Origin of the sequence: Arthrobacter sp. ok362 (assembly GCF_900102785.1) — a bacterium.
Lineage (GTDB): Bacteria > Actinomycetota > Actinomycetes > Actinomycetales > Micrococcaceae > Arthrobacter.
The window spans coordinates 1-25,269 of the sequence record NZ_FNGC01000008.1 but is presented as its reverse complement, the minus strand read 5'-3'; the positions used below and the strand labels follow the sequence as shown (position 1 = coordinate 25,269).

At 65.7% G+C, this 25,269-nt stretch carries 19 protein-coding genes and 1 rRNA gene; 16 read left to right on the top strand and 4 right to left on the bottom strand.

Annotated features, from left to right (window positions below; all coding sequences use genetic code 11):
• The first annotated feature begins 57 nt into the window (after nt 1–57).
• On the top strand, nt 58–804 hold the full coding sequence (locus BLQ10_RS11645) for a phosphoglyceromutase (protein WP_091562096.1): 747 nt from the start codon (nt 58–60) through the stop codon (nt 802–804).
• Between the two features lie 146 nt (nt 805–950).
• On the opposite strand, the gene phoU is transcribed toward BLQ10_RS11645, so the two are convergent.
• Nucleotides 951–1,613 carry a phosphate signaling complex protein PhoU gene (phoU, locus tag BLQ10_RS11640; RefSeq protein WP_091562093.1) on the bottom strand — a complete coding sequence of 221 codons (663 nt, stop codon included), beginning with the start codon at nt 1,611–1,613 and terminating at the stop codon, nt 951–953.
• A 207-nt stretch (nt 1,614–1,820) separates the two neighbouring features.
• On the opposite strand from phoU, the gene BLQ10_RS11635 reads away from it, so the two are divergent.
• Together BLQ10_RS11635 and BLQ10_RS11630 are read left to right on the top strand one after the other, a co-directional pair.
• Complete coding sequence (locus BLQ10_RS11635; RefSeq protein WP_091562090.1) at nt 1,821–3,053, top strand: sensor histidine kinase; 1,233 nt, start codon at nt 1,821–1,823, stop codon at nt 3,051–3,053.
• Entirely contained in the window at nt 3,050–3,730 is a 681-nt protein-coding gene (locus BLQ10_RS11630) for a response regulator transcription factor (RefSeq protein ID WP_090583992.1), read from the top strand. The genes BLQ10_RS11635 and BLQ10_RS11630 overlap by 4 nt, the downstream gene beginning before the upstream one ends.
• 130 nt (nt 3,731–3,860) lie before the next feature.
• Here the strand turns inward: BLQ10_RS11630 and BLQ10_RS11625 are convergent, their stop codons facing one another.
• Complete coding sequence (locus tag BLQ10_RS11625) at nt 3,861–4,424, bottom strand: hypothetical protein (RefSeq protein ID WP_091562089.1); 564 nt, start codon at nt 4,422–4,424, stop codon at nt 3,861–3,863.
• 326 nt (nt 4,425–4,750) lie between these two features.
• Between BLQ10_RS11625 and BLQ10_RS11620 the strand changes: the two genes are divergently transcribed.
• The 7 genes from BLQ10_RS11620 (at nt 4,751) to BLQ10_RS11590 (ending at nt 10,867) form a co-directional block, all read left to right on the top strand.
• A complete protein-coding gene (locus BLQ10_RS11620; protein ID WP_026266570.1) occupies nt 4,751–5,233 on the top strand; it encodes a CarD family transcriptional regulator in 483 nt (160 codons plus the stop codon).
• A gap of 210 nt (nt 5,234–5,443) precedes the next feature.
• Nucleotides 5,444–6,274, top strand: coding sequence for a 2-C-methyl-D-erythritol 4-phosphate cytidylyltransferase (gene ispD / locus BLQ10_RS11615; RefSeq protein ID WP_091562086.1), 831 nt, complete (start codon nt 5,444–5,446; stop codon nt 6,272–6,274).
• The gene (gene ispF, locus BLQ10_RS11610) at nt 6,271–6,777 is read left to right on the top strand and encodes a 2-C-methyl-D-erythritol 2,4-cyclodiphosphate synthase (protein ID WP_091562084.1); all 507 of its coding nucleotides are present in this window, start codon (nt 6,271–6,273) and stop codon (nt 6,775–6,777) included. Before ispD ends, ispF begins: the two co-directional genes overlap by 4 nt.
• An 87-nt stretch (nt 6,778–6,864) precedes the next feature.
• On the top strand, nt 6,865–7,227 hold the full coding sequence (locus BLQ10_RS11605; RefSeq protein ID WP_091562082.1) for a hypothetical protein: 363 nt from the start codon (nt 6,865–6,867) through the stop codon (nt 7,225–7,227).
• An 83-nt stretch (nt 7,228–7,310) separates the two neighbouring features.
• Entirely contained in the window at nt 7,311–8,768 is a 1,458-nt protein-coding gene (gene cysS, locus BLQ10_RS11600) for a cysteine--tRNA ligase (RefSeq protein ID WP_091562079.1), read from the top strand.
• Between the two features lie 122 nt (nt 8,769–8,890).
• Nucleotides 8,891–9,892 carry a 23S rRNA (guanosine(2251)-2'-O)-methyltransferase RlmB gene (gene rlmB / locus BLQ10_RS11595; RefSeq protein ID WP_091562466.1) on the top strand — a complete coding sequence of 334 codons (1,002 nt, stop codon included), beginning with the start codon at nt 8,891–8,893 and terminating at the stop codon, nt 9,890–9,892.
• Between the two features lie 246 nt (nt 9,893–10,138).
• The gene (locus BLQ10_RS11590) at nt 10,139–10,867 is read left to right on the top strand and encodes an alpha/beta fold hydrolase (RefSeq protein ID WP_175558591.1); all 729 of its coding nucleotides are present in this window, start codon (nt 10,139–10,141) and stop codon (nt 10,865–10,867) included.
• Nucleotides 10,868–10,882: 15 nt separating this feature from the next.
• Here BLQ10_RS11590 and BLQ10_RS11585 read toward each other — a convergent pair whose 3' ends face one another.
• Nucleotides 10,883–11,686: a carbon-nitrogen hydrolase family protein gene (locus tag BLQ10_RS11585; RefSeq protein ID WP_091562463.1), complete on the bottom strand. Its 804-nt coding sequence runs from the start codon at nt 11,684–11,686 to the stop codon at nt 10,883–10,885.
• A 115-nt stretch (nt 11,687–11,801) separates the two neighbouring features.
• Between BLQ10_RS11585 and glgX the strand changes: the two genes are divergently transcribed.
• Together glgX and BLQ10_RS11575 are read left to right on the top strand one after the other, a co-directional pair.
• A complete protein-coding gene (gene glgX / locus BLQ10_RS11580; protein WP_091562074.1) occupies nt 11,802–13,916 on the top strand; it encodes a glycogen debranching protein GlgX in 2,115 nt (704 codons plus the stop codon).
• A 22-nt stretch (nt 13,917–13,938) separates the two neighbouring features.
• On the top strand, nt 13,939–14,295 hold the full coding sequence (locus tag BLQ10_RS11575; protein ID WP_091562073.1) for a barstar family protein: 357 nt from the start codon (nt 13,939–13,941) through the stop codon (nt 14,293–14,295).
• 33 nt (nt 14,296–14,328) lie between these two features.
• Here BLQ10_RS11575 and glgP read toward each other — a convergent pair whose 3' ends face one another.
• Nucleotides 14,329–16,947 carry an alpha-glucan family phosphorylase gene (gene glgP, locus BLQ10_RS11570; RefSeq protein ID WP_175558590.1) on the bottom strand — a complete coding sequence of 873 codons (2,619 nt, stop codon included), beginning with the start codon at nt 16,945–16,947 and terminating at the stop codon, nt 14,329–14,331.
• Between the two features lie 151 nt (nt 16,948–17,098).
• Here glgP and BLQ10_RS11565 point away from each other — a divergent pair, with 151 nt between their 5' ends.
• The 4 genes from BLQ10_RS11565 to BLQ10_RS11550 form a co-directional block, all read left to right on the top strand.
• Complete coding sequence (locus BLQ10_RS11565; RefSeq protein WP_254785528.1) at nt 17,099–19,171, top strand: alpha-1,4-glucan--maltose-1-phosphate maltosyltransferase; 2,073 nt, start codon at nt 17,099–17,101, stop codon at nt 19,169–19,171.
• 5 nt (nt 19,172–19,176) lie between these two features.
• The gene (treS, locus tag BLQ10_RS11560; protein ID WP_091562066.1) at nt 19,177–20,973 is read left to right on the top strand and encodes a maltose alpha-D-glucosyltransferase; all 1,797 of its coding nucleotides are present in this window, start codon (nt 19,177–19,179) and stop codon (nt 20,971–20,973) included.
• A gap of 1 nt (nt 20,974) precedes the next feature.
• The gene (locus tag BLQ10_RS11555; RefSeq protein ID WP_091562063.1) at nt 20,975–24,685 is read left to right on the top strand and encodes a 1,4-alpha-glucan branching enzyme; all 3,711 of its coding nucleotides are present in this window, start codon (nt 20,975–20,977) and stop codon (nt 24,683–24,685) included.
• A 479-nt stretch (nt 24,686–25,164) separates the two neighbouring features.
• Nucleotides 25,165–25,269, top strand: a 16S ribosomal RNA gene (locus tag BLQ10_RS11550); the annotation flags it as partial.

The window sequence follows — 25,269 nt, the reverse complement described above, 5'->3', positions numbered from 1 at the left end:
AGCGCACGCGCTGTAACGCTCGGCACCGCCGCCAACCGCTCGGCTAGGATGAAAACCATGACTTACAAGCTGATTCTGCTGCGCCACGGCCACAGCGACTGGAATGCCAAGAACCTCTTCACCGGCTGGGTGGACGTTGACCTCAATGACCAGGGCCGTGCCGAGGCGGTGCGCGGCGGCGAGCTGCTCGTGGAGAACAACATCCTCCCCGACATCCTCTACACCTCGCGGCTGAAGCGGGCCATCAACACGGCGAATATGGTCCTCGAAAAGGCCGACCGCGGCTGGATCGACGTCAAGCGTGACTGGCGGCTCAACGAGCGCCACTACGGCGCGCTGCAGGGCAAGGACAAGGCCCAGACCCTCGCCGAATTCGGCGAGGAGCAGTTCATGCTGTGGCGCCGGTCCTACGACACCCCGCCGCCGCCCCTGGCCGACGATTCCGAGTTCTCCCAGGCGGGGGACCCGCGCTACGCGGACCTCGGCGACGCCATCCCGCGCACCGAATGCCTCAAGGATGTCCTGATCCGGCTCATGCCGTACTGGGAATCGGACATCAAGGAAGACCTCAAGGCCGGAAAGACCGTCCTGGTCACAGCCCACGGCAACTCGCTCCGCGCCCTCGTCAAGCACCTTGACGGGATCAGCGACGACGACATCGCCAGCCTGAACATCCCCACCGGCATCCCGCTGGTCTACGAACTGGACGAGGACTTCAAGCCGCTGAAACCGGGCGGCACCTACCTCGACCCCGAGGCCGCCGCCGAGGCCATCAAGGCAGTTGCCAACCAGGGCAAGAAGTAGGCGGTTCCCGCTCCGCTAGTACTAAAAGTACAAAGCACAAAGCCAAGTACAAACGACGGCGTCCGGTCACCCCCCAAGGTGACCGGACGCCGTCGTTGTGTCAGCGCAGTTTGCCCCTGCGCAGTTGTGTCAGAGCGAAGCCGGCGTCAGCTGTGCTCGATGCTGTTCGGCTGCCATGCGCCGGTGACCAGGTACGTGACCTTCTGGGCAACCGAAACGCCGTGGTCGGCGAAGCGCTCAAAGTAGCGGCTGGCCAAGGCAACGTCGACCGTGGTGGCCGGCGACTCCTGCCAGTCGCTGCGCGCGATCGCCTTGAAAACGCTCAGGTGAAGGTCGTTGACGGTGCTGTTGGCCTTCATGATGTCCCGGGCCACGCCAAGGTCGCGGGTTGCGAGCAGCTCCGTTAGCTTCTCGGCGATCAGCAAGTCCTGTTCCGCGAAGCTCTTGAAGGTCTCGCGCAGCTGATCCGGGACCACTGACGCCGGATAGCGCAGACGCGCCAGCTGGGCCAAGTGGCGGGCGAGGTCGCCCATGCGCTCCAGCGACGCGCTCATCCGGAGCGAACCAACCAGCATGCGCAGATCGCTCGCCACCGGGCCCTGAAGGGCAAGGATGTCGATGGCGCGCTCGTCGAGGCTGTTCTGCAGGAAGTCGATGCGGGCATCGGCGGCAATCACGTCCTCGGCGAGGTCGATATCGGCGCCCTCGAACGCTGTCGTGGCCTTCTCGATGGCCTCTGTGACCAGCGTTGAGATCTCGACGAGCTGTTCCCTTACCTGGGCGAGCTCCTCCTGAAAAACCTTACGCACGTGTGCGTCCTTTCCTCGGAAATATTGCCTGCAATCAAAGTGGCGGGCCTATTTCGGTTCGCCTACCGGCGCTCCAACGCTCAACTCTTTCAGTGTCCGGTGAACTGTTACGCCCCAATAGGTGAACGTTAGCTGAACCGGCGCCCGAATCGCAGGAGATTTCGGTTTCGGCCGCATGGCAGAGCATAAGCTGGAGCCGTGGATCCAATGCTCATCGGCGTGATCGCCGGCCTGATCGGCCTCTCGTTTGGCATGTTCGGCGTACTCGCGTTCCGGGTGAGTGAGCAGCAGCGGCACATTGTCGACGTCGACGTCGAGGACCCCTCGCTGCCCGAGGGCGCCGCGGAGGTGCTTGCCGTCCTCGGCCGCGCTTTCGTGGTGGTGGATGCGATCGACGGCGTGGTCCGCGCCAGCCCTGCCGCCTACGCCTATGGCCTGGTCCGCGGGCACACCGTGGTGCACCAGCAGCTGCTGGAACTGACGGCCAAGGTGCGGCGGGACGGTGTCGTCCTCGAAAAGCAACTGGAGCTGCCGCGCGGCCCGCTCGGCCAGGGAACGATCATTGTCCAGGTCCGGGCCGCCGTCATCACAGAGGAATATATCCTGCTGCTGGCCGATGACCGGACGGAATTCACCCGCACCGAGGAAGTCCGCAACGACTTTGTCGCGAACGTCTCCCACGAACTGAAGACACCCGTCGGGGCGATCTCCCTGCTGGCTGAGGCACTCGAATCGTCCGCTGACGACCCGGAGGCGGTCAAGCGGTTCGCCAAGCGCATGCACAAGGAATCGACCCGGCTTGCGGCCCTGGTCCAGGACATCATCGAACTCTCCCGGCTCCAGGGCGCCAACGTCGCGCAGCAGAGCCGCCCGGTGGACATCAACACTGTGGTCAGCGAGGCCGTGGACCGCTCCCAGCTCCCGGCCGAGAGCAAGAACATCCAGCTGGTGGTCGGAGGGCACGCTGCCGCCATGGTCTACGGCGACCAGGACCTCCTCGTGACCGCGCTGCGCAACCTGATCGACAACGCCATCCGGTACTCGCCGGAGAACACCAAGGTTGGGGTGGGCATCCGGGTCAAGGACGGCCTCGTGGCGGTTTCGGTGACGGACCAGGGCGATGGGCTCAGCGCCGAGGACCAGGAGCGGGTCTTCGAGCGCTTCTACCGCGTGGATGCCGCCCGCTCCCGTCAGACCGGAGGCACGGGACTTGGCCTGAGCATCGTCAAACACGTCATTTCCAACCACGGCGGCGAGGTGACCCTATGGTCCCAGCCCGGCCAGGGTTCCACGTTCACCATCCGACTTCCCGAGATGGAAGGGCAGGACGACGGCGACGCCTCTGACGCGGGCAAACCCGTTGCCCACACTTCCAGTCGGGACCCCAGACCGCAACGACGTGACGCCGCCGGCGTCCATGAGCAAGGAGCTACCGCTTGAGCCGGATTCTGATTGTCGAGGACGAGGAGTCCTTCAGCGACCCCCTGTCCTATCTGTTGGGTAAAGAAGGGTTTGAGGTCGAGGTGGTGGACAACGGACTGGACGCCATCACCGAATTCGACCGCAACGGCGCCGACCTCGTACTCCTGGACCTCCAGCTGCCGGGCCAGTCAGGCACAGAGGTCTGCCGCCAACTCCGGCAGCGCTCCGGGGTGCCCGTGATCATGCTGACCGCCAAGGACTCGGAAATCGACAAAGTGGTGGGGCTGGAACTGGGCGCCGACGACTACGTCACCAAGCCCTATTCCTCACGGGAGCTCGTCGCCCGGGTCCGTGCCGTCCTGCGGCGCCAGAGCGAGCCGGAGGAACTCGTCTCCAGTACGGTGCAGGCCGGTCCTGTCCGGATGGACATTGAACGCCACGTGGTGAGCGTCGGGGGCGAGCAGATCGCCTTGCCGCTCAAAGAGTTCGAGCTGCTGGAAATGCTGTTGCGGAACTCCGGCAGGGTCCTGACGCGCGGTCAGCTGATCGACAGGGTCTGGGGCTCCGACTACGTGGGGGATACCAAGACCCTCGACGTCCACGTCAAGCGGCTGCGCAGCAAGATCGAGCCGGATGCCTCCGCTCCGCGGTACCTGATTACCGTCCGCGGACTGGGTTACAAGTTTGAGCCCTAAAGCCGGATGAAGCTGCCCGGCGGCCTGGCCGGGCAGCTGGGAGTCCAAGGCCGCTGGAGTCCAGGCGGCATGCAAAAAGGAGGGGCACCTGCAGGTGCCCCTCCTTTTTGCTATAGGTCCAGCCGCTGGGCTAGTGGCCGGCGGTGCTGCTCGGTGTCGGCGTCTCGGTCGAGGTTGCCGTCCCGGACGACGTCGCCGCGCCCGTGGCGGTGGGCTCCGGCGTCGGCAGGTACGACTTGTAGTCGACGATGGTGCCGTCCATGACCGGAACCTTGAACATGGCGTTCTGGCTGGTGCCGTCCTCGGAGATGGTGACCTCGGCAATGGATCCCGGCTTGGCGCCGACGGTGCTCAGGATCGCCGGGGCGGCGGAGTCGTTGAGCATGGTGTAGGACTTCTGCTTGACCGGAACCTCGGCCTGCGACCCCGATGCGCCCTTGATGGTCAGCACAACGTCCTTGGAGGAGGTGTTGTACACGGCGCCGATCACGCGGCCCGGCTTGTTCTCACCGTCGGAGATTATGACGAAGTTGCGCAGCTGCAGCGCTCCGAGATCAGTGCGGGTTCCGTCGGATGCCGAGTACTGCTCCGAGGTCTGCTGGGGGTTGATGTAGCCACAGCCGGTCACGGACAGCAGGCCAATGCCCAGTGCAGCCGTAGCCATTGCCAGCTTGCCGCGCTGGCCCCGGTTCATCGCAGTGAAACGCACGTCACGCACTCCTTGAGAGTCTTGGAACATTATTCAGCCATAGCCTATCCGCAATCGGCCTCAAACAAGGACTCGGCGCCTACACATAGGCGCACGGACGCGTGTCTCTGAAGCGGGCGGAGCCCGCTTGGCGGGGGCCGGAAACCTCTTGGCAGTTAAGGCCAAAGGCACTATTATCTGCATTCGTCAAGGGGTTTGAGGGGGTGGATTGAGGCCATTTTCCCCGGATTCATGCGGTTCCCGGCCCCTTTGGATGCCAGTTGTATGCCTTAATCGTGATAAACTGGTCTGCGGGAAAGGGGAATGTCCACATGGTTTTTGAGGTCGGCGAGACAGTAGTTTACCCTCACCACGGTGCAGCCAAAATTGAAGAAATCAAGATGCGCACTGTCAAGGGCGAAGAGAAGATGTATCTCAAGCTCAAGGTGGCTCAGGGTGATCTGACCATTGAAGTTCCAGCAGAAAACGTTGACCTGGTTGGGGTTCGGGACGTAGTGGGCAAAGAAGGCTTGGAGCACGTGTTCGATGTGCTGCGGGCCGAGTTCACTGAAGAGCCCACCAACTGGTCGCGTCGTTACAAGGCAAACCTGGAAAAGCTTGCTTCCGGTGACGTCATCAAGGTAGCTGAGGTCGTCCGCGACCTCTGGCGCCGTGATCACGACCGGGGTCTCTCCGCAGGAGAGAAGCGCATGCTGGCCAAGGCCCGCCAGATCCTGATTTCGGAGCTGGCACTGGCTGAAAAGACTGATGAAGAGAAGGCTGCAAGCGTTCTCGACGAGGTCCTGGCTTCCTAATACAGGGCCGGCCCCAGCAGGGCCGGCGCAGATAAGAATCGAACCCCGGTGGCGTCAGGCCGCCGGGGCTTCTTTTTGCCCTTTTTCAGCCGCTTTTCAGCCGCCGCCCCTCGGTTGCGCTATCACTTATGGTCCCTCTGAGCGCCCAGAGCAGCCACAACCGATAGCGCAACGGGATACTCCAAGGCGCGGGGACGTAGTCTTGTGCGCATGGATACTGCACCGACGAATACGTCACCAGCCGGTCCCGCCACTGCGGTCATTGTTGTGGCCGCCGGCTCCGGCCAGCGCCTGGGCTACGGCATGCCGAAAGCAAAAGTGCCTCTCGGCGGGGACAGCATCCTCACCCACGCCCTGCGCGGCGTGGCAGCCGCCGGGATCGCGCAGCAGATCTGCATTGCGATCCCCCCGGGGGACACCGAGTTGCGGGCGCTGTGCGAGGCCTTCAAGCAAGAGCTTGCGGCCGGGGACCGCCTCACCGTGCCGGGCCACGGAGCCCCGGTCCCGGTCGTCACGGTGGTCGACGGCGGTGCGAACCGCGCCGAATCAGTCCGCGCCGCGATGGCAGCACTCCTGCCTGATACCGAATCAGTTCTGGTCCACGATGCCGCCCGGGCATTGGCGCCGGAGGCCGTCTTTCACCGGGTGGCAGCGGCGCTTGGCGCCGGCGCCTCGGCCGTCATTCCGGTGATTCCGGTCGTCGACACGGTCAAGACCGTCGAACCGACCACCGGCGACGGCGCCGCGGTGGCGCCCGAGCTGGTCACCGGGACGGCGCCCCGGGAGTCGCTCCGCGCCGTGCAGACGCCGCAGGGATTTGCCTTCACCACCCTCAAACGCGCCCACGAGGCTGCCGCCGGGTTCGACGCCGGCCAGGCCGCCCTCGTCACGGACGATGCGATGCTCGTGGAGCTGATCGGCGTCCCCGTCCACGCCGTGCGCGGCGCCAGCCAGTCCCTGAAGATCACCACGCCCCTGGACCTGATCCTGGCCGAAGGCCTCCTCGAAGGGCCCTTGGGTGTGCGCTGGGTGGAGGGATGAGCATGTCCACCAACGCGCCGCTGATCCCCAGGACCGGGATCGGGATCGATGTCCATGCCTACGCAGCCGAAGCCGAGCCGCAGCCGCTGTGGCTCGGCGGCCTCTTCTGGGAGGGGGAGCGGGGACTCTCCGGCCACTCCGACGGCGACCCCGTGGCGCACGCCGCGGCGGACGCGCTTTTCTCGGCCTGCGGTATCGGGGATCTGGGCACGCATTTCGGTACGGACCGGCCCGAATATGCCGGGGCGTCGGGTGTGACCCTGCTGGCCGAGGCCGCCAGGATTGTTCGCGCCCACGGATTCGAAATCGGCAATATCGCCGTTCAGTTCGTGGCCAACCGGCCTAAATTCGGCCCGCGGCGGGAGGAATCCCAGCGGGTCCTCAGCGACGCTGCCGCAGCGCCGGTCAGCGTCACAGCCACCACGAGCGACGGACTCGGATTCACTGGCCGGGGCGAGGGGATCTCGGCCGTGGCAACAGCGCTCGTCTATAGGGCCGGCTGATCGGCCCTGCTGAAGGGCCCTGCTCACTGGGCCCTCCGTCCCCTAGGCTTAAGGGGCAACCCCTTCCGGCAACATCAGGAGACTCCCGTGAAAAAGCTGATGCCCGCCGCCGTCGTACTCGTGGCAGCGACCATGCTGAGCGGCTGTGCCGGCTCGACGACCGCGCCCCAGACGCCCAGCGCCACGCCGAAGTTGAGCGTCGAGGAAAGCTGCAAGTTCCTCAACACCGATACCTTCGTGCCCTCCGGGACCGCGAAGGAGCAGGCCGGGCAGATTGGCCAGCACTACCAGGAAGTTGCGGACAAGGTGGCGCCGGAAGTGGGCGCCCCTATCCAGCAGATGGCCGAGATCATGAAGCAGGTTGCGGCGAGCCCAACGGGAACCAAGACCAACGAACAGACCGCCCAGCTCACGGAGCAGATCAACAAGATCGGGCAATACTGCAAGTAGGTTGCCGGATCCGTGGTCCCGGACTCCCGGCCGCCAGCAAAGCCGCGGTAAAGCCGCGGACCGCCATCGGCTAATCTGGAGCGGTGACCCTGCGCTTTTACGACACTGCATCCGCCGAAGTCCGCGACTTCGTCCCCCTGGTACCTGGCAACGTGAGCCTGTACTACTGCGGAGCCACCGTGCAGGGCATGCCACATGTCGGCCACATCCGCTCGGCCATCGCATTCGACCAGCTGACCCGCTGGCTGCAGTACCGCGGCTTCCGCGTGACGGCGGTCCGCAACGTCACCGACATCGACGACAAGATCCTCGCCAAGTCCGCCGCGTCTTTCGGCCCCGACTTTGAAGACGAACCCGGGGCGCTGCGCAACGAGGAATGGTGGGCCCTGGCCTACCGCTACGAGCAGGAATTCCTCAAGGCCTACGACACCCTGGGCGTCTCCCGCCCCACCTATGAGCCCCGCGCCACCGGCCACATCCCGGAAATGCATGCCCTCATCCAGCAGCTGATCGACCGGGGCCACGCCTACCCGGCCCCCGACGACTCCGGCGACGTCTACTTCGACGTACGTTCCTGGTCCAAGTACGGCACGCTGACGAACCAAAGACTCGACGACATGCAGGGTGCCCAGGACGTCGAACCTCAATTCAGCAACAGGAAGAAGGACCCCCGCGACTTCGCGCTGTGGAAGGGCTACAAGGACGGGGAGCCGACGACGGCGAGCTGGGCCTCCCCGTGGGGCCCCGGCCGCCCGGGCTGGCACCTCGAATGCTCCGCGATGGTCACCAAGTACCTCGGCACCGAGTTCGACATCCACGGCGGCGGCCTGGACCTGCGCTTCCCGCACCACGAAAACGAAATGGCGCAGTCCCAGGCGGCAGGCCACGGCTTCGCCAACTTTTGGATGCACAACGGCATGGTCACCTACGCCGGCGAGAAGATGTCCAAGTCCATCGGCAATACCGTCAGCCCGGCGGAAATGCTCGAACTCGCCCCGCCGCGCGTTGTCCGGTACTACCTCGGGCAGGCGCAGTACCGCTCGGTCCTGGACTACCAGCCGACGTCCCTGCAGGAAGCCGCCGCCGCCGTCGAACGGATCGACGGCTTCCTCACCCGCGCCAGCAGGATCCTCCCCGACGCTGGATCGGATTCGTCCGGCGCTTCGGTCCCGGAGGCTTTTGCTTTGGCCATGGACGATGACCTGAACGTCCCGCAGGCCCTGGCAGCGCTCCACGAAACCGTCCGCGCCGGCAACACGGCCCTCACTGACGGGGACCTCGGCGCCGCGGGACAGGCATTCGCGAGCGTCACCGCCATGGCGGACGTTCTCGGCCTCAACGCCACCGCGACACCGGCGGCCGACGAACCGGCCAACACCGCCCTTGGCGTCCTGGTCGAGGCGCAGCTCGAGGCGCGGGCCCACGCCCGGGCCGCCAAAAACTGGGCGGCGTCCGACGCCATCCGGGACACCTTGGCCGCAGCCGGCGTCGTCGTCGAGGACGGCCAGGACGGGGCGAGCTGGAGCCTCAAGCGCGGCTGAACCACGTTGCCGGCGGCCGGTGTTGCGGACCGCCGTCGTCCCTTCCGGTCGAGGATTTAACTCGAGTCAGTAGACTGGAGGTCAGACTTATCAACGAATCGCGTATTTAAAGGGTGAAACTCATGGCCAACAACGGTCGCCGCTCGGTCAAATTGAAGAAGGGCCCCTCCGTCGGAACTGGCGGTCACGGCCGCAAGGCACTTGAGGGCAAGGGCCCCACGCCCAAGGCGGAGGACCGCCCGTACCACAAGGCGTTCAAGAACAAGCAGCTCTCGGAACGCTCCGAGGCCAAGCGCGCCAGCGGGAGCCGCACCACCAGCGCCGCCGCCCGCACCGGCCGCTCCGGTCCCAAGGGCCGCGCCACCGAAGAAGTTGTCACCGGACGCAACTCGGTGGTCGAAGCCCTGCGCGCCGGCATCCCGGCCAAGGCCCTGCACGTCGCCGTCCGCATCGAAATGGACGACCGCGTCAAGGAATCCCTGAAGCTCGCCGCCGAACGTGGTATTCCGCTGATGGAAACCGGCAAGCCCGAGCTGGACCGCATGACCGACGACGCCATCCACCAGGGCCTCGTGCTGCAGATCCCGCCGTACGAATACCAGGACGCCTACGAGCTCGCGGAGGAAACCCTCGAGGCCTGGAAGAAGGGCCACGTCGCCAACGCCCCGCTCTTCGTTGCACTCGACGGCATCACCGATCCCCGCAACTTGGGCGCGATCATCCGCTCCGTTTCGGCCTTTAGCGGCCACGGCGTCGTCGTCCCGGAGCGCCGCTCCGTGGGTGTCACGGCCTCGGCTTGGAAGACCAGCGCCGGCGCAGCCGTCCGCGTCCCCGTCGCACGCGCGGCCAACCTGAACAACACGCTCAAGGCCTTCAAGAACATGGGCATCTACGTCCTGGGCCTCGACGGCGACGGCGATGTCTCGCTGCCCGAGCTCGCCCTGGCCACCGAACCGGTGTGCATCGTCGTAGGTTCCGAGGGCAAGGGCCTGAGCCGCCTGGTCCGCGAAAACTGCGACCAGATCGTCTCGATCCCGATCGACTCCGCCATGGAATCCCTTAACGCCTCCATGGCCGTCGGCATCTCCCTCTACGAAATCTCCCGCCAGCGCGCCGCTAAGTAGTCCCGGTTCCGTCTCCGACGCTCCCTCACCTTTGGCGGTAATCGGCAAACGCTCTCTCACACGTTGTGGGGGAGCGTTTCCGTTTGCGCCAGAGCGGTGGGCAGCCGCCAGTGCATCGCCGACAACCCGGCGGACGTCATTCGGATGCTGACGGGATGGCTGCTCCCTCGAGGGCTGTACCGCTGTCCGCGCCCGGTACCGCTTCAGCCGTTCCCACGATCCGAACAGGAGAGCACAATTAAATCCATGAAGACATCGAGGACGTATGTGCTGGTGCACGGTTCATTCGTCGGCGGATGGTGCTGGTCGCGAGTCGTCCCTCCGCTGGAAGCTGCCGGGCATGAGGTTTACGCGCCGACGCTCACCGGTGTCGGAGAACGCGCGGGCGAAGCAACCCCGGAGGTGGGGTTGCTGGCGCACATCGATCAGATCACCGGGCTTGTCGAGGTGAACGACCTTCGGGATGTCGTCCTGGTGGGGCACAGCTACGGCGGAATGGTGGTGGCCGGTGTCGCAGGGCGTATTCCGGAGCGGATCGCGGGGATTGTGTACGTGGATGCATTCGTCCCAAAGCCGGGCCAGTCCGCCTTCGACGTTTTGCCGTGGCTCCGGGATGCCTTTGCCGCCCAGGCTCTGCCCGAGCGTCCATGGCTGTTTGCGCCATTCCCGCTCGAGGCACTCGGAGTCGAGGACCAGCAGATACGCGAGTGGGCCACGCCGCTGCTCACACCCATGCTCTGGAAGGCCGTCGAGGAAAGGCTGCCCGTCGACGCAGGAGATCTGAGCAAGGTTCCGACCGTCTTCGTGCTCTGCGCCCGGGGGCAATTCTTCGATGACACCGCCATCGACTTACGGTCCCGGGGGATCCCCGTTCTGACCATGGACGAGGGGCACATGGTGCACCTCACGAGCCCAGGGCGCCTTGCCGCAGTGCTCATTGAGGCAGAGGATGAGCTCGGCAGGCTGACGGGGTGAGGTGGTCCAGTCGCCCTAGAATTTATGCCGGTTGGCCAAGACCGGGAGTTTGGTGCGGGCTTCCTTGACGGCCGTGGTGTCGAGGTCGGCGAATAGCAGACCGGGAGCGCCGTCGAGCTCTTCCAGGATCTCGCCCAGGGGGGAGACCACCACGGAGTGCCCGACGCCGGTGGGGGCGGAACCTTTGACCGGGATGCCCTGGCTCGCGGGATCGCCCTGGCCGCAGGCGAGGACCAGGGTGGTTGAGTCCAGGGCGCGGGCCCGTGCCAGGAGCTTCCACTGGTCGGCCTTGCCGGGGCCCGATCCCCAGGAGGCGCACACAATGTTTACGTCGGCACCGCGATCCGCGTTTTCCGTGAACAGGTTCGGGAAGCGGACGTCGTAGCAAGTGGCGAGGCCGAAGGTCACGCCGTCGAGCTCGAAGGTGACGGGGGCGGTGCCGGCGTCAACCGTGTCCGACTCGGCGAAACCAAAGGCATCGAACAGGTGGATTTTGTCGTAGCTGGCCTCGAGGCCGGGGCCGGTGACCAGCAGGGTGTTGCGCACCTTGGCGCCATTGCCGGCAGTGCCAGGGGTGAACATCCCCGCGACGATCACGATGCCGAGTTCCGCGGCGAGGGAGCGCACGCGTGCAGCCCACGGACCGTCCAGCGGCTCGGCGATGTCCAGGAGCGAATTGCCGAAGGCCCGCATGGTCGCTTCCGGGAAGACCACCAGCTCCGCGCCGCCGGCCTTGGCCTGGCGCGCGTAGGTGTCCACGAGGGCCAGGTTCGCGGCCAGATCGCGGCCGGTGATGATTTGGGCTAATGCAACGCGCACATTTACCTCCAACTCGGCGCTTCATTACAGTATGCAGTGCGGGGGTCCGTACACTGCAAAACGTCATGAAAACGAAAACGGGGGCCATTTGCCCGGCCCGGCTAAGCTTTAAGCAATGGTTATGTCTTACATAGATACCGCTTCCACCGTAGACGCTTCGCGGGCGTTTCCGCTGGGGATCAGCGTTCCGCACACCGGTTCACCGGCAGTGGACGATCCCCGGGGTGCGTTCGCCAACGTGGCCGTCTACGCGCCCGGCGTGACCACCCTGGAGATCGCGTTTCAGCCGCCCGGAGGCACTTGGCAGGTAAAGACTCTGCCTAACTACACCGACGGCGTCCACCACGGCATTGTGGAGGGCATTCCCGCCGGTTCGCGCTATGGCTTCCGGACCTCCCCGGAACACGAGGCCCTCCCGCTGTCCATGCCCTCCACGGATTTCGATGCCGGCGGCGAGCAGCCGTTGCTGATGGACCCCTATGGTCGGGCCGTCGACGAGCGCGAGGATCTGATTACCAGCGTCCGGGTCGGCAACGACTTTGACTGGGGGCTGGACCGCAGCCCCCGCGTCCCGTGGCGCAACACGATCGTCTACGAGGCCCACGTCCGCGGCCAGACGAAACTGCACCCGGATATTCCGGAGGAACTGCAGGGGACGTACGCCGGAATGGCCCACCCGGCCATGATCGAGCATTTGATCTCGCTGGGTGTCACGGCGATCCAGCTCCTGCCCGTCCATTTCCACGTGGACGAGCCGCACCTGCAGCAGCTTGGGCTGACGAACTACTGGGGCTACAACACGGCCGCCTTCTTCGCCCCGCACCCCGGCTACGCCACCGAGGCCGCCCGGGCCGCCGGCGCCCACGCGGTCCAGGACGAGTTCAAGGGCATGGTCAAGCTGCTGCATGCCGCCGGGCTCGAGGTGATCCTCGACGTCGTGTACAACCACACCGCCGAGGGAGGCACGGACGGCCCTACCCTGAGCTTCCGCGGCTTGGGCGAGATGCAGTACTACCGCAACGACGGCCAAGGCAAGTACGTGGACACCACGGGCTGCGGCAACAGCCTGAACTTCGGCGAACCCCGCGTGGTGCAGCTGGTGCTGGATTCCCTGCGCTACTGGGTGAGCGAGTTCCACATCGACGGCTTCCGCTTCGACCTTGCCGTCACCCTGTGCCGCAACAGCGCCAACGAATTCGATCCCCGGCACCCCTTCCTCGTCGCGGTGGGCGCCGATCCTGTCCTGTCCGGCGTCAAGTTGATTTCCGAACCCTGGGACGTGGGCTATGGCGGCTGGCAGACCGGCCGCTTTCCGCCCGGATGGGTGGACTGGAACGATCATTTCCGCGACGCCGTCCGCAGCTTCTGGCTCGCCGACCGCGCCGCGATCGACGGCGGCGGCAGCGGCGGCCCGGTGGCCCGCCTCGCGGACGCCCTCTCTGGTTCCGCCCGGCTGTTCGAGTCCTCGGGCCGGTCCCGGCTTGCCTCGCTCAACTTCATCACGGCCCACGATGGCTTCAGCCTGGCCGATCTGACGGCCTACGACCGCAAGCACAACGAGGCCAACGGCGAGCAGAACCGGGACGGCCACGGCGACAACCGCAGCTACAACCACGGCTTCGAGGGTCCCACCGAAGACGGCGACATCCTCGCCCGGCGCGCCCAAAGCCGGCGGAACCTGATGGCCTGCCTGATGATTTCCCAGGGCGTACCGATGATCACCGCCGGGGACGAGATCTGCCGGACCCAGCAGGGCAACAACAACGCCTACTGCCAGGACAATGCGCTCACCTGGATCGACTGGACCAGCACCACGGAATCGCATGCGATGCTGCGCACCACCAAGCGCGTCATCCGGCTGCGCAAGGAGTTCCTGGCCAGCCAGCCGCATGATTACCCGGCGCGCGACAAACAGTCCTACTTCCATTGGTTCGATGTAGACGGCAAGCCCATGTCGGCCGACACGTGGCATGACCCCGGTCACCGGGTGATCCAGCTCCTGCTCGGCTCCGACGACGGGCACGTGGACGGCCTCGTGGTGGTCAACGGCGGCGCCGACGACGTCAAGGTCACTTTGCCGCAGCTGAGCAACGAGGACGGCACCGGGCACCGGCTCTTCGAGCTTCGCGTGACCACCTCTGACCTTCATGACCGGCGTCAGGGCGCCCGCGTTGCCTCCGGTGAACGGGATCTCGTCCAGGCCAACACGATCAATATCTATCGCACCTAATTATTTCGAGATTAAGGACCCCATGAAGATTTACTCGGCAGAGACCTGGACCATCGAAGAACTCACGGCGCAAATCAACGACGCCGGCCGCCGCGCCCTGGTGGTCGCGGCCGCCGATACCAAGCAGGCGGTCCTGGACACGTTCGGCGAGCTCCTGGACGTCCCCGAGGACTATGGCACGGACCTGGATGCCCTGCACGATTCGCTGCACGACGTCGCCGATGCCGTGACGGACGACGGCGAGGCCCCCGTCACCTTCATCTGGCAGGTGCCGGCCGCTCTCCGCGCGGACCGCTCTTTCGCCGTCATCTGCGAAACGCTGCAGGACGCCGAGGGCTACGCCGGCAAGAGCCTGGACGTCATCGCTGTCTGCCTCTAGGAGACGCCAGGCGTTGACGATCCGGCTAAGACGCTAGGCGTTGACGATCAGGCCAAGTTCCGCCTTGGACGCCAACGCCTCATTCTTGGGGAGCACGCGCACGGTGTAGCCGAAGGACCCCGAACGGTCGATCACCAGCGTGCCGCTGAAGAGATGCCGGCCCTTGCCGAGGTCTTCGGCGGCCTTCAGCTCCGCGACCGTGATGTCCGTCAGCTCGTCTGTATCCTCGGCCCGGCCGTAGGCCACTTCAACAAAGACGTCGTCCGGGGAGAGCTCACGCAGGGCAACGTATGCATTGACCTGCAGCAGATCGCCGATCTGCGGGTCCTCGGAGACCCCCACAGAGTCGACGTGTTCCACCTGGATCTGCGGCCACGCGGCCCGGATCCGAGAGGTCCACGCCGCCAGAGCCTTGGCCTGGGCGTAGTTGCCCGCCACGGCGTGGCGTCCTGCGATCGCGGCGGGCCGGTACAGCACGTTGACGTAGTCCTTGAGCATCCGCTCCGCGGAGACCGCCGGGCCAAGGTGGGACATGGTGTGCTTGATCATGGAGACCCAGTGCGTGGGAACCGCCTGCGGGCCGGGCTTGGACGGTCCGGCGGCTCCGGCCGCGTCGGACACGGTCAGCCCGTAGAACCGCGGCGCCACCTGCGTCTCGAGCAGCTCGTACAGTGCTGATGCTTCGATGTCGTCACGTTCGTCCGGGGAGGCGTCGTTGTTGGCGGTCGGGATCGCCCAGCCGTTCTCGCCGTCGTACATCTCGTCCCACCAGCCGTCCATGACCGAGAGGTTCAGCGAACCGTTCAGGGCAGCCTTCATGCCCGAGGTACCGCAGGCCTCCAGAGGGCGCAGCGGGTTGTTCAGCCACACGTCGCAGCCGGGGAACAGGGTCCGGGCCATGGCGATGTCGTAGTTGGGCAGGAACGCGATCCGGTGCCGCACGGCGGGGTCGTCGGTGAACCGCACCAGGTCCTGGATCATCTTCTTGCCGGCGTCGTCGGCCGGGTGCGATTTCCCGGCGATGACCAGCTGGATGGGGTGCGTCTTGTGCAGCAGCAGCGCCTTGAGCCGTTCGGGGTCGCGCAGCATCAGGGTCAGCCGCTTGTAGGTCGGCACGCGGCGGGCAAAGCCAATGGTCAGGATGTCCGGGTCCAGGACGGAGTCCGTCCACGCCAGCTCGGCGTCGGCCGCGCCGCGCTTCTTCCAGGCGGCCCGGAGTCGGCGCCGGACGTCATCGACCAGGGACACCCGCATCTCGCGCCGCAGTGCCCAGAGGTCCTCGTCGGTGACGTTGTAGGCCAGGTCCCAACGGCCCTGCGCCTCCGCCTCGGCGCCGAAGTGGTCCCGCGCCAAGGCGGAGATGCGCGGGTCCACCCAGGTGGGGACGTGCACGCCGTTGGTGACGGAGGTGATGGGGATTTCGGAGTGGTCGAAGCCCGGCCAGAGGGCAGAGAACATTCCGCGGGAGACTACCCCGTGCAGTTTGGCCACGCCGTTGGCCCGCTGGGCCAGCCGCAGTCCCATGACGGCCATGTTGAACACGAACGGGTTGCCGTCGGCGAAGTCCTCCCGGCCCAGGTCCAGGATCTTTGCCACCGGCACGTCCGGGGCGAGGCCGGCTTCGAAGAAGTGCTGAATCTGGGCGATCTCGAAGCGGTCAATCCCCGCGGGGACCGGCGTGTGGGTGGTGAAGACAGTGGACGCCCGCCCGGCGGCCAGGGCTTCCTCCCAGCTCAGCGGCTGCGCGCCGGACATCAATTCCTGGATCCGCTCGACGCCCAGGAAGCCGGCGTGGCCCTCGTTGGTGTGGAAGACCTCCGGTGCGGGGACGCCCGTGAGCCGCTGGAACTCGCGCAGCGCCTTGACCCCGCCCATGCCCAGCAGGAGTTCCTGCTGGAGCCGGTGGTCACCGCCGCCGCCGTACAGGCGGTCGGTGATGCCGCGGGCGGCCTCGTCGTTGCCCGGAACGTTGGAGTCCAGAAGCAGCAACGGAACGCGTCCGACGTCGGCCCGCCACACGTGCGCCAGCAGGCGCCGGCCGTTGGGGAGGGGCAGGGAGATCTGGATCGGTTTGCCGTTGCCGTCCGGGGCGGCCTCGCGCAGGAGCGTCAGGGGCAGGCCGTCCGGGTCCAGGACCGGGTACGTTTCCTGCTGCCAGGCGTCCCGGGAGAGCGACTGCTTAAAGTAGCCGGCCTGGTACAGGAGTCCGACGCCGATCAGCGGCACGCCAAGGTCCGAGGCCGCTTTCAGGTGGTCTCCGGCCAGGATGCCGAGGCCGCCAGAGTACTGGGGCAGGACCTCGGTGATGCCGAATTCGGGCGAGAAGTAAGCGATGCACGCCGGTGCGCCGTCGCCCAGGCCCTGGTACCAGCGCGGCTGTTCCAGGTACCGGTCGAGGTCGTCGGCTGCGGCATGGACACGCTGCACCACGTCCTGGTCCGCCGCGAGGCGCTGCAACTCTTCCCGGCTTACCAGGCCCAGGAAAGTCACGGGGTCGTGGGCGCTCTCCGCCCAGATCCCGGGGTTGAGCCCCTCAAAAAGCTCCCGGGTGGGCCGATGCCAGGACCACCGGAGGTTGGTGGCGAGCCGGGCCAGCGGCCGGATCGACTCCGGGAGAACGGTTCGGACAGTAAATCTGCGGATTGCCTTCACCAGCGAAACACTAACCGACAAGTGGTTGCCCCGGAACTGCTTTAAGATTCTTTCCTGTAAATGACGGTTATCGGTCCGACCAGAACCGGAAACGTCCAGAAAACGTTCGAGGCCTTAGCATTCTGGCCGTTTTGTAGATAACGTCGAGCCTGTGACGAATAACTCGCGAACCAGCGCCGTGTCCAAGCAAAAGCCCAAGGCCCTGATCACGGATGGCCTGCGATTTGGCCGCTTTCCGATCACCGCTGTGCAGCCTTCGGTAGACGGCGGAAAGTTCCCCGCCAAAGCCGTCGAGGGCCAAACCATTGTCGTGGGCGCCACCGCGTTCCGGGAGGGACACGATCAGCTCGGCGTCAGCGCCGTCCTGCTCGACCCCCGCGGCAAAGAGCGGCAGCGGGTCCGCCTCGCGCCGCCGCGCGGACCGCGCGGGATGGGCACAGACCGCTGGGAAGGCCTCCTGACCCCGCCCGCCACAGGCAACTGGTCCTTCGTCATCGAGGCCTGGCACGACCGCTTCGGCACCTGGCACCACAACGCCGAGGTCAAGGTGGAGGCCGGCATTGACGTCGAGCTCATGCTGGCCGAAGGCGCCGCACTGCTGGCGGAGGCTTCCGAGGACGCCTCGCGCCCCTCCGCTGACCGCAGAACGCTGCGGATGGCCGTCGTCGTCCTCTCCGATACTTCCCGGACACCCGAGGAGCGCCTCGCCGCCGGCTTCGGCGCCGACGTCGCTGCCGTCGTCGAACGCCAGCCCATCCGGGAATTTGTGACGGTTTCCGAGCCCTATCCGCTGCTGGTGGAGCGAACGCTTGCCGGGTCCGGCGCCTGGTATGAATTTTTTCCGCGCTCCGAGGGTGCTGTGCGCAACCACGACACGGGGGAATGGACCTCTGGCAACTTCCGCACCGCCGCGCGGCGCCTCGACGCCGTCGCCGCCATGGGTTTTGACATCATCTATATGCCGCCGATCCACCCGATCGGTGTCCAGTACCGCAAGGGGCCGAACAACACCCTGATCGCCGGGCCGCACGATCCGGGTTCGCCGTGGGCCATCGGGTCCCAGGAGGGCGGCCACGACGCCATCCACCCGGACCTGGGCACGTTCGAGGACTTCGACGCGTTCGTGGCGCGGGCCGGTGAGCTGGGACTGGAAGTGGCTCTGGACCTCGCGCTGCAGGCTGCGCCGGACCACCCGTGGGTGCAAAGCCATCCGGAATGGTTCACCACTCGCGTCGATGGCACTATTGCGTACGCGGAGAATCCGCCGAAGAAATACCAGGACATTTTCCCGCTGAATTTCGACAACGACCCCGCGGGGCTGTCCAACGAAATTCTCCGGATCGTGATGCTCTGGGTCAGCCACGGCGTCAAGGTCTTCCGGGTGGATAATCCGCACACCAAACCCGTGTGGTTCTGGGAATGGCTGATCGGCAAGGTCAATAAGAAACACCCCGACGTCGTCTTCCTGGCCGAGGCATTCACCCGCCCGGCCATGATGCACGCTCTTGGCCGGGCCGGCTTCCAGCAGTCCTACACGTACTTCACTTGGCGGAACACCAAGGAAGAATTGGAGGAGTACTTCCAGGAGGTCAGCCACGAATCGCCGGCCTACTTCCGGCCAAACTTCTTCGTCAACACCCCGGACATCCTCACCGAATACCTGCAGTTCGGCGGCCCGGCGGCCTTCAAGATCCGTGCCGCCCTGGCCGCGACGGCAAGCCCCATCTGGGGGGTGTACGCCGGCTTTGAGCTCTACGAACACGTGGCACGTCCCGGTGCCGAGGAGTACATCGACAACGAGAAGTTTGAGTACAAGTCCCGCGACTGGGACGCGGCGGCCGAATCCGGACGCACGTTGGCCCCGTACCTGACCCGGCTCAACGCGATCCGGCGCGCGCACCCGGCCCTCGGGGATCTGCAGAACCTGACGGTGCACCAGAGCTCGGACACCTCCACCGTGGTGTACTCCAAGCACAAGACCCTCCCGGACGGGACCAAGGACACCCTGATCATCGTCGTCAACGTGGACCCGCACGGCACCCGGGAGAGCACCGTATCCCTAGACCTGCCGGCGCTGGAACTGGATCCGGAGAACTTCACGCACAACGGCCGTTTCCTCGTTGATGACCTGCTGACCGGCGAGAGTTGGGAATGGGGGGAGTACAACTACGTCCGCCTGGACCCGCACGTCGAGCCCGTTCACGTTCTTAGCATCCGGAGGTAGTGCCAGTGAGTTTCAGCCCGCAGAACCCCAGCCAGCACTTCAGCCAGAGGGGGAGCTTTGAACTGAACGCTCCAGGGCTCCAGCACGATCCCCTCTGGTACCGCAAGGCGGTCTTCTACGAGGTGCTCGTCCGGGGCTTCGCCGACGGAAACGGAGACGGTTCGGGCGATTTCCACGGCCTGATCGAGAAACTGGACTACCTGCAATGGCTGGGAGTTGACTGCCTCTGGATCCCGCCGTTCTTCCAGTCCCCGCTGCGCGACGGCGGCTACGACATCTCGGACTACAACTCCGTGCTGGACGAGTTCGGCACCATCAGCGACTTCAAACGGCTCGTGGCCGAGGCGCATGCCCGGGGCGTGCGGGTGATCATCGACCTTCCGCTGAACCACACCTCCGACCAGCACCCGTGGTTCCAAGAGTCGCGCAAGGACCCCGACGGTCCCTTCGGCGACTTCTACGTCTGGAGCGATACCGACGAGAAGTATGAAGACGCCCGCATCATCTTCGTGGACACCGAGGAATCCAACTGGACCTTCGACCCCATCCGCCGGCAGTTCTTCTGGCACCGGTTCTTCAGCCACCAGCCCGACCTCAACTTCGAGAACCCCAAAGTCATTGACGCGCTCTTCGACGTCGTGCGGTTCTGGCTGGACCAGGGCATCGACGGCTTCCGGGCCGACGCCATTCCATACCTGTTCGAGGAGGAGGGCACCAACTGCGAGAACCTGCCCCAGACCCACGAATTCCTGCGCCAGTTGCGCCGCATGGTCGATGAAAGCTACCCGGGCCGGGTAATCATTGCCGAGGCCAACCAGCCGCCCGCCGAGGTGGTGGAGTACTTCGGCACCGAAGAGGAACCTGAGTGCCACATGGCGTTCCACTTCCCGATCATGCCGCGCCTTTACTATGCGCTGCGTGACCAGAAGGCGGCCCCCATCATCGAGACGATGAAGGACACGCCGGACATCCCCGAAGGCGCCCAGTGGGGTACGTTTCTGCGCAACCACGACGAACTGACGCTGGAAATGGTCACCTCTGACGAGCGCGCCGCGATGCTCGGCTGGTACGCGCCGGATCCGCGCATGCGCGCCAACATCGGCATCCGACGCCGGCTGGCCCCGCTGCTGGATAACTCCCGCTCCGAGATCGAGCTCATCAACGCCCTGCTGCTGTCCCTGCCGGGCAGCCCGTTCCTGTATTACGGGGACGAGATCGGCATGGGGGACAACATCTGGCTCGAGGACCGCGACGCCGTCCGCACCCCGATGCAGTGGAACCCGGACCGGAACGCCGGGTTCTCTGCCGCCGACCCGGGAAAGCTGTACCTCCCGGTGATCCAGTCGCTGGTCTACAACTACAGCATGTCGAACGTGGAGGCCGAGGCGGCACATTCGGGTTCGCTCTTGCGCTGGACCCGGCAGATCCTGAGCGTCCGCAAGAACCACCCGGCGTTCGGGCTCGGCGGATTCAAGCACGTGGAGGCTGACCACGACGTCGTCCTCGCCTACCTGCGCGAGCTCCCGGAAGGCAACGCCGCCGGCGCGGACCCCGAGACAATTTTGTGCGCCTTCAACCTCTCGCAGCACCCCGTGGCAACCACGCTGCGCGTGCCTAGCTTCGCCGGCAGGGGCCTCCGGGACGTCTTCGGCGGCCAGGCGTTCCCGGCGATCGGCGAGGACGGAGCGCTAACCCTTACCCTGGGCAGCCACGATTTCTTCTGGTTGCGGATCCGTTCCGCCGCCTCCAACCCGGCATCCCCGTTCACGCAGGCGATGCCCATCCTGTCCATCGAGGGTTGAGATGACTCGACCAGCCCTTGCCCCGGCCTTGAGCGGACTGCTTGGCGCCTGGCTGCCGCGCCAGCGATGGTTCCCCGTCAAGACTGCCGAGTTCACCTTCGAGCCGGCGGGCGGCCTGCGCCTGGAGCCCGGCACCGGCGAGGGCGCCCCCGGCGCGGCAGCATTTGAGGTGTTGTTAGTTGCGGTGTCCTACCCCACCCCCGGTGGCAACCGGACCGACATCGTCCAAGTGCCGCTCAGTTTCCGGCCAGAACCACTGCCGGGGGCGGAGCGCGCGCTGATCGGCGAGCTTCCCGGCACGCGTGGTGATGCCGCCCACCTGTGGGTCTACGACGGCGTCCATGACGCCTCCTTCGTCGCCGCCTGGCTCGAGCTCATGCGCCACGGCGGGAGTGCGCCGTCGGGGAACGCCACCGGCCACCTGGTGGACTCCGGCTACCGCCTGCCGTTCGCAACGGGCAAGGTCAAGGTGCTCGCCGGCGAGCAATCGAACAGTTCGGTGATAGTCGACGACGACGACGGCGGCACAGCCGCCATCGTGAAATTCTTCCGCGTGCTGTCGGAAGGCCAGAACCCCGAGGTTGAAATCGGCGCGGCGCTGACCGCAGGTCGCACCGAAGAGGTCCCGGCAACCCTTGGCTGGGTAACTGGCGAGTGGGAGACTGCGGCGGCTGCACTAGGGGCTGAGCCTTCCGGAGCCGCCCGTCCTGCGCGTGGCGAGCTCGCTGTTGCGCACGAATTCCTCGCCGGCGGGCTCGATGCCTGGCGGCTCGCCGTGGACGCGGCCAGCCGGGGGATCGGGTTCGCTGCCGAAGCCCACGCGCTGGGCACGGCGACGGCCACAGTGCACCGGAGGCTTGCCGAGGCACTGGGCACAGCCGCCGAATCTGCGCCGGGGCAGGACATCGCTCCGGGAGTTGCCCAGCGCGTCCGCGAATCCTGGGCCCAGGCGTCCAACACCGTCGGGCCGTACGAAGAAGGGCTGAATAGACTCCTCGACCGGCTCGCAGGCACAAGCGCCGGGCCTCTCCAGCGGATCCACGGCGACCTCCATCTCGGGCAGATCCTGCAGGTTCCGGGCGATGCCGCGATGGCACCGCGCTGGGCTATCCTCGACTTCGAGGGCGAGCCCCTGCGGCCCATCTCCGAACGCAACTTCCCCGACGTCCCACTTCGCGACGTCGTGGGCATGCTGCGCTCCTTCGACTACGCCGCCGGCGCCGCCGTCCGCGAAAATCCCGGCGCAGTGGTGCCGGGGACCTGGGTGGACGACTGCGCCGAGGCCTTCCTGGCCGGCTACGCCGAAATAATCCCCGGCAGCATCGACCGCGACTCGCCGCTCTTTGTGGCGCTGTGGCTCGACAAAGCCCTCTATGAAGTCATCTATGAACTAAGGAACAGGCCGGACTGGCTCTCCATTCCGGTGAATGCATCGCGTCGTCTCCTCGGCAGTACAGGTTCCGGCGTCGCCGCCGAAACCGCAGCGGAAGGTATAAAAATGACAGGATCAGCACGTATCGATCGGCCCGGCGCACCACTGCCCGTGGACGGTGAGACCCTTGCGAGGGTCTCCAGCGGCGAACACCACGCGCCCCACTCGGTCCTGGGCGCCCACCTTGATGACCACGGCCACGTCACGATCCGGACGGTCAAGCACTTGGCGGAGGAGGTTTCTGTCGTGACGTCGGCGGGCACGGTGCCCATGACGCACGAGTCCGACGGCGTGTGGGTGGCCGTGATGGAACCGCTCGAGCGGGGCCACGTGCCGGATTACCGGCTCGAAGTGACCTACAAAGAGCACGAGCCGCAGGTCATGGACGACCCCTACCGCTACCTGCCGACCGTCGGCGAAGTGGACCTGCACCTGATCGGCGAGGGCCGGCACGAGCGTCTGTGGGACGTGCTGGGCGCGCATGTCCAGCACTACAAGTCCTCACTGGGAGACGTCGACGGAGTGTCCTTCGCCGTCTGGGCCCCCAACGCCCAGGCAGTGCGCGTCAAGGGCGACTTCAACGGCTGGGACGGCCGCGAGCACTCCATGCGCTCCCTCGGATCCACCGGCGTGTGGGAACTCTTCATCCCGGGGGTTGTAGCAGGGGCGTGCTACAAGTTTGAACTGCAGACCCGGCACGGATACTGGGTGGAAAAGGCGGACCCGCTGGCCTTCGGGACCGAGGTCCCTCCGCTGACGGCATCCCGGGTGGTTGAACCCTCCTATGTCTTCAAGGATGCCGAGTGGATGCAGGCCCGCGAAAGCCGCGATCCCCACAACTCGCCCATGAGCGTGTACGAGGTCCACCTCGGCTCGTGGCGGGTGGGGCTGGGTTACCGCGAACTGGCCAAGGAACTGGTGGAATACGTCAAATGGCTTGGCTTCACCCATGTGGAGTTCATGCCCGTGGCCGAGCACCCCTTCGGCGGCTCGTGGGGGTACCAGGTCACCTCCTACTTCGCGCCGACCTCCCGCTTCGGGCACCCGGACGAATTCCGGCATCTCGTCGACGAACTCCACCAGGCCGGCATCGGCGTCCTGCTGGACTGGGTCCCGGCGCACTTCCCCAAGGACGAATGGGCCCTGGCCCGGTTCGACGGCGAACCCCTGTACGAGCACGCCGATCCGAATCTGGGCGAGCACCCGGACTGGGGAACGCTGATCTTCGACTTCGGCCGCACGGAGGTGCGCAACTTCCTGGTTGCCAACGCGCTGTACTGGCTCGAGGAGTTCCACATCGACGGGCTGCGCGTGGACGCCGTCGCCTCCATGCTGTATCTGGACTACTCGCGCGAAGAGGGGCAATGGCAGCCGAACCGGTATGGCGGCCGCGAAAACCTTGAAGCGATCTCCTTCCTCCAGGAGGTCAACGCCACGGTCTACAAGACCCACCCCGGCGCGGTCATGATCGCCGAGGAATCCACCGCATTCCCGGGTGTCACCGCACCCACGAGCGGCGGCGGCCTGGGCTTCGGCCTCAAGTGGAACATGGGCTGGATGCATGACTCGCTCAAGTACATGGCCGAGGACCCGTACAACCGCCGGTGGCACCACGGCACCATCACGTTCTCGATGGTTTATGCCTTCACGGAAAACTTCCTCCTGCCGATCAGCCACGATGAAGTTGTGCACGGCAAGGGCTCCATGCTGCGCAAGATGCCCGGCGACCGGTGGCAGCAGTTGGCAAACCTGCGCGCCTTCCTGGGATATCAGTGGGCCCACCCTGGCAAGCAGCTGATCTTCATGGGCACGGAATTCGGCCAAGAAGCGGAGTGGTCGGAGCAGTATGGCCTGGATTGGTGGCTTGCGGACATCCCGGCACACAAGGGCATGCAGCTCCTGACCAAGGACCTCAACGAGCTGTACCGTTCCACGCCGGCCCTGTACCAGCAGGACAACCAGCCCGAAGGCTTCCAGTGGATCAATGGGGGAGACTCGGACCGCAACGTGCTGACGTTCATCCGCCGCGATGTGGACGGCAACCCGCTGGTCTGCGCCGTGAACTTTTCCGGCGGCCCGCACACGGACTACCTCCTGGGTGTCCCGGTGGCCGGCGAATGGCAGGAAGTGCTCAACACCGACGCCGCCAGCTATGGCGGTTCCGGGGTAGAGAACACCGGAACCCTGACTGCGACGAAGGACGGCCTCGACGGGCAGCCGGCCGCGCTCTCTGTCACCCTGCCTCCGCTCGGAGCGGCGTACTTCAAGCCGCTGGTCTAGGGAAAGCGCCCGGAAACGAACCGGGCGCGTGGCACCGAGGTGTACCCGCGAGAGGCCCGGAATCCCCGTGATTCCGGGCTTTTCTGCACCGTCTTCCAGGCGGCTTTGTCAGCCGGGCGAAGTGGTGGTAGAGTTTATTTCCGCGCTGCTCCCCGGAGTTGATCGGCCACCAAGACCCAGAAGCCAATGGCAAGACTGAGTTTGGATCGCCGATTTGACTAGGGTGAAGCGGCCGGGTAAGTTTGGAAAGTTGCTCCGGAGCGATCCTTGACCGATTGGTTGTGGTGGTGCCGGGTGTGTCTGTTGTTTGAGAACTCAATAGTGTGCCAAGTTTGTTGATACCAATTTATTGTATTGAATTGGTTGAATTTGCCGGGCCCGCCACCCCGTGGTGTGGTCTGGTGTTTTTGGCTGGTTTCAAATTTTGTGCAGCCTGTGCATCCCGTTTTCCCGGGGGCGCCGGTTGTGTCTGTTTTTCTTCAACGGAGAGTTTGATCCTGGCTCAGGATGAACGCTGGCGGCGTGCTTAACACATGCAAGTCGAACGATGACCCGGTGCTTGCACCGGTGATTAGTGGCGAACG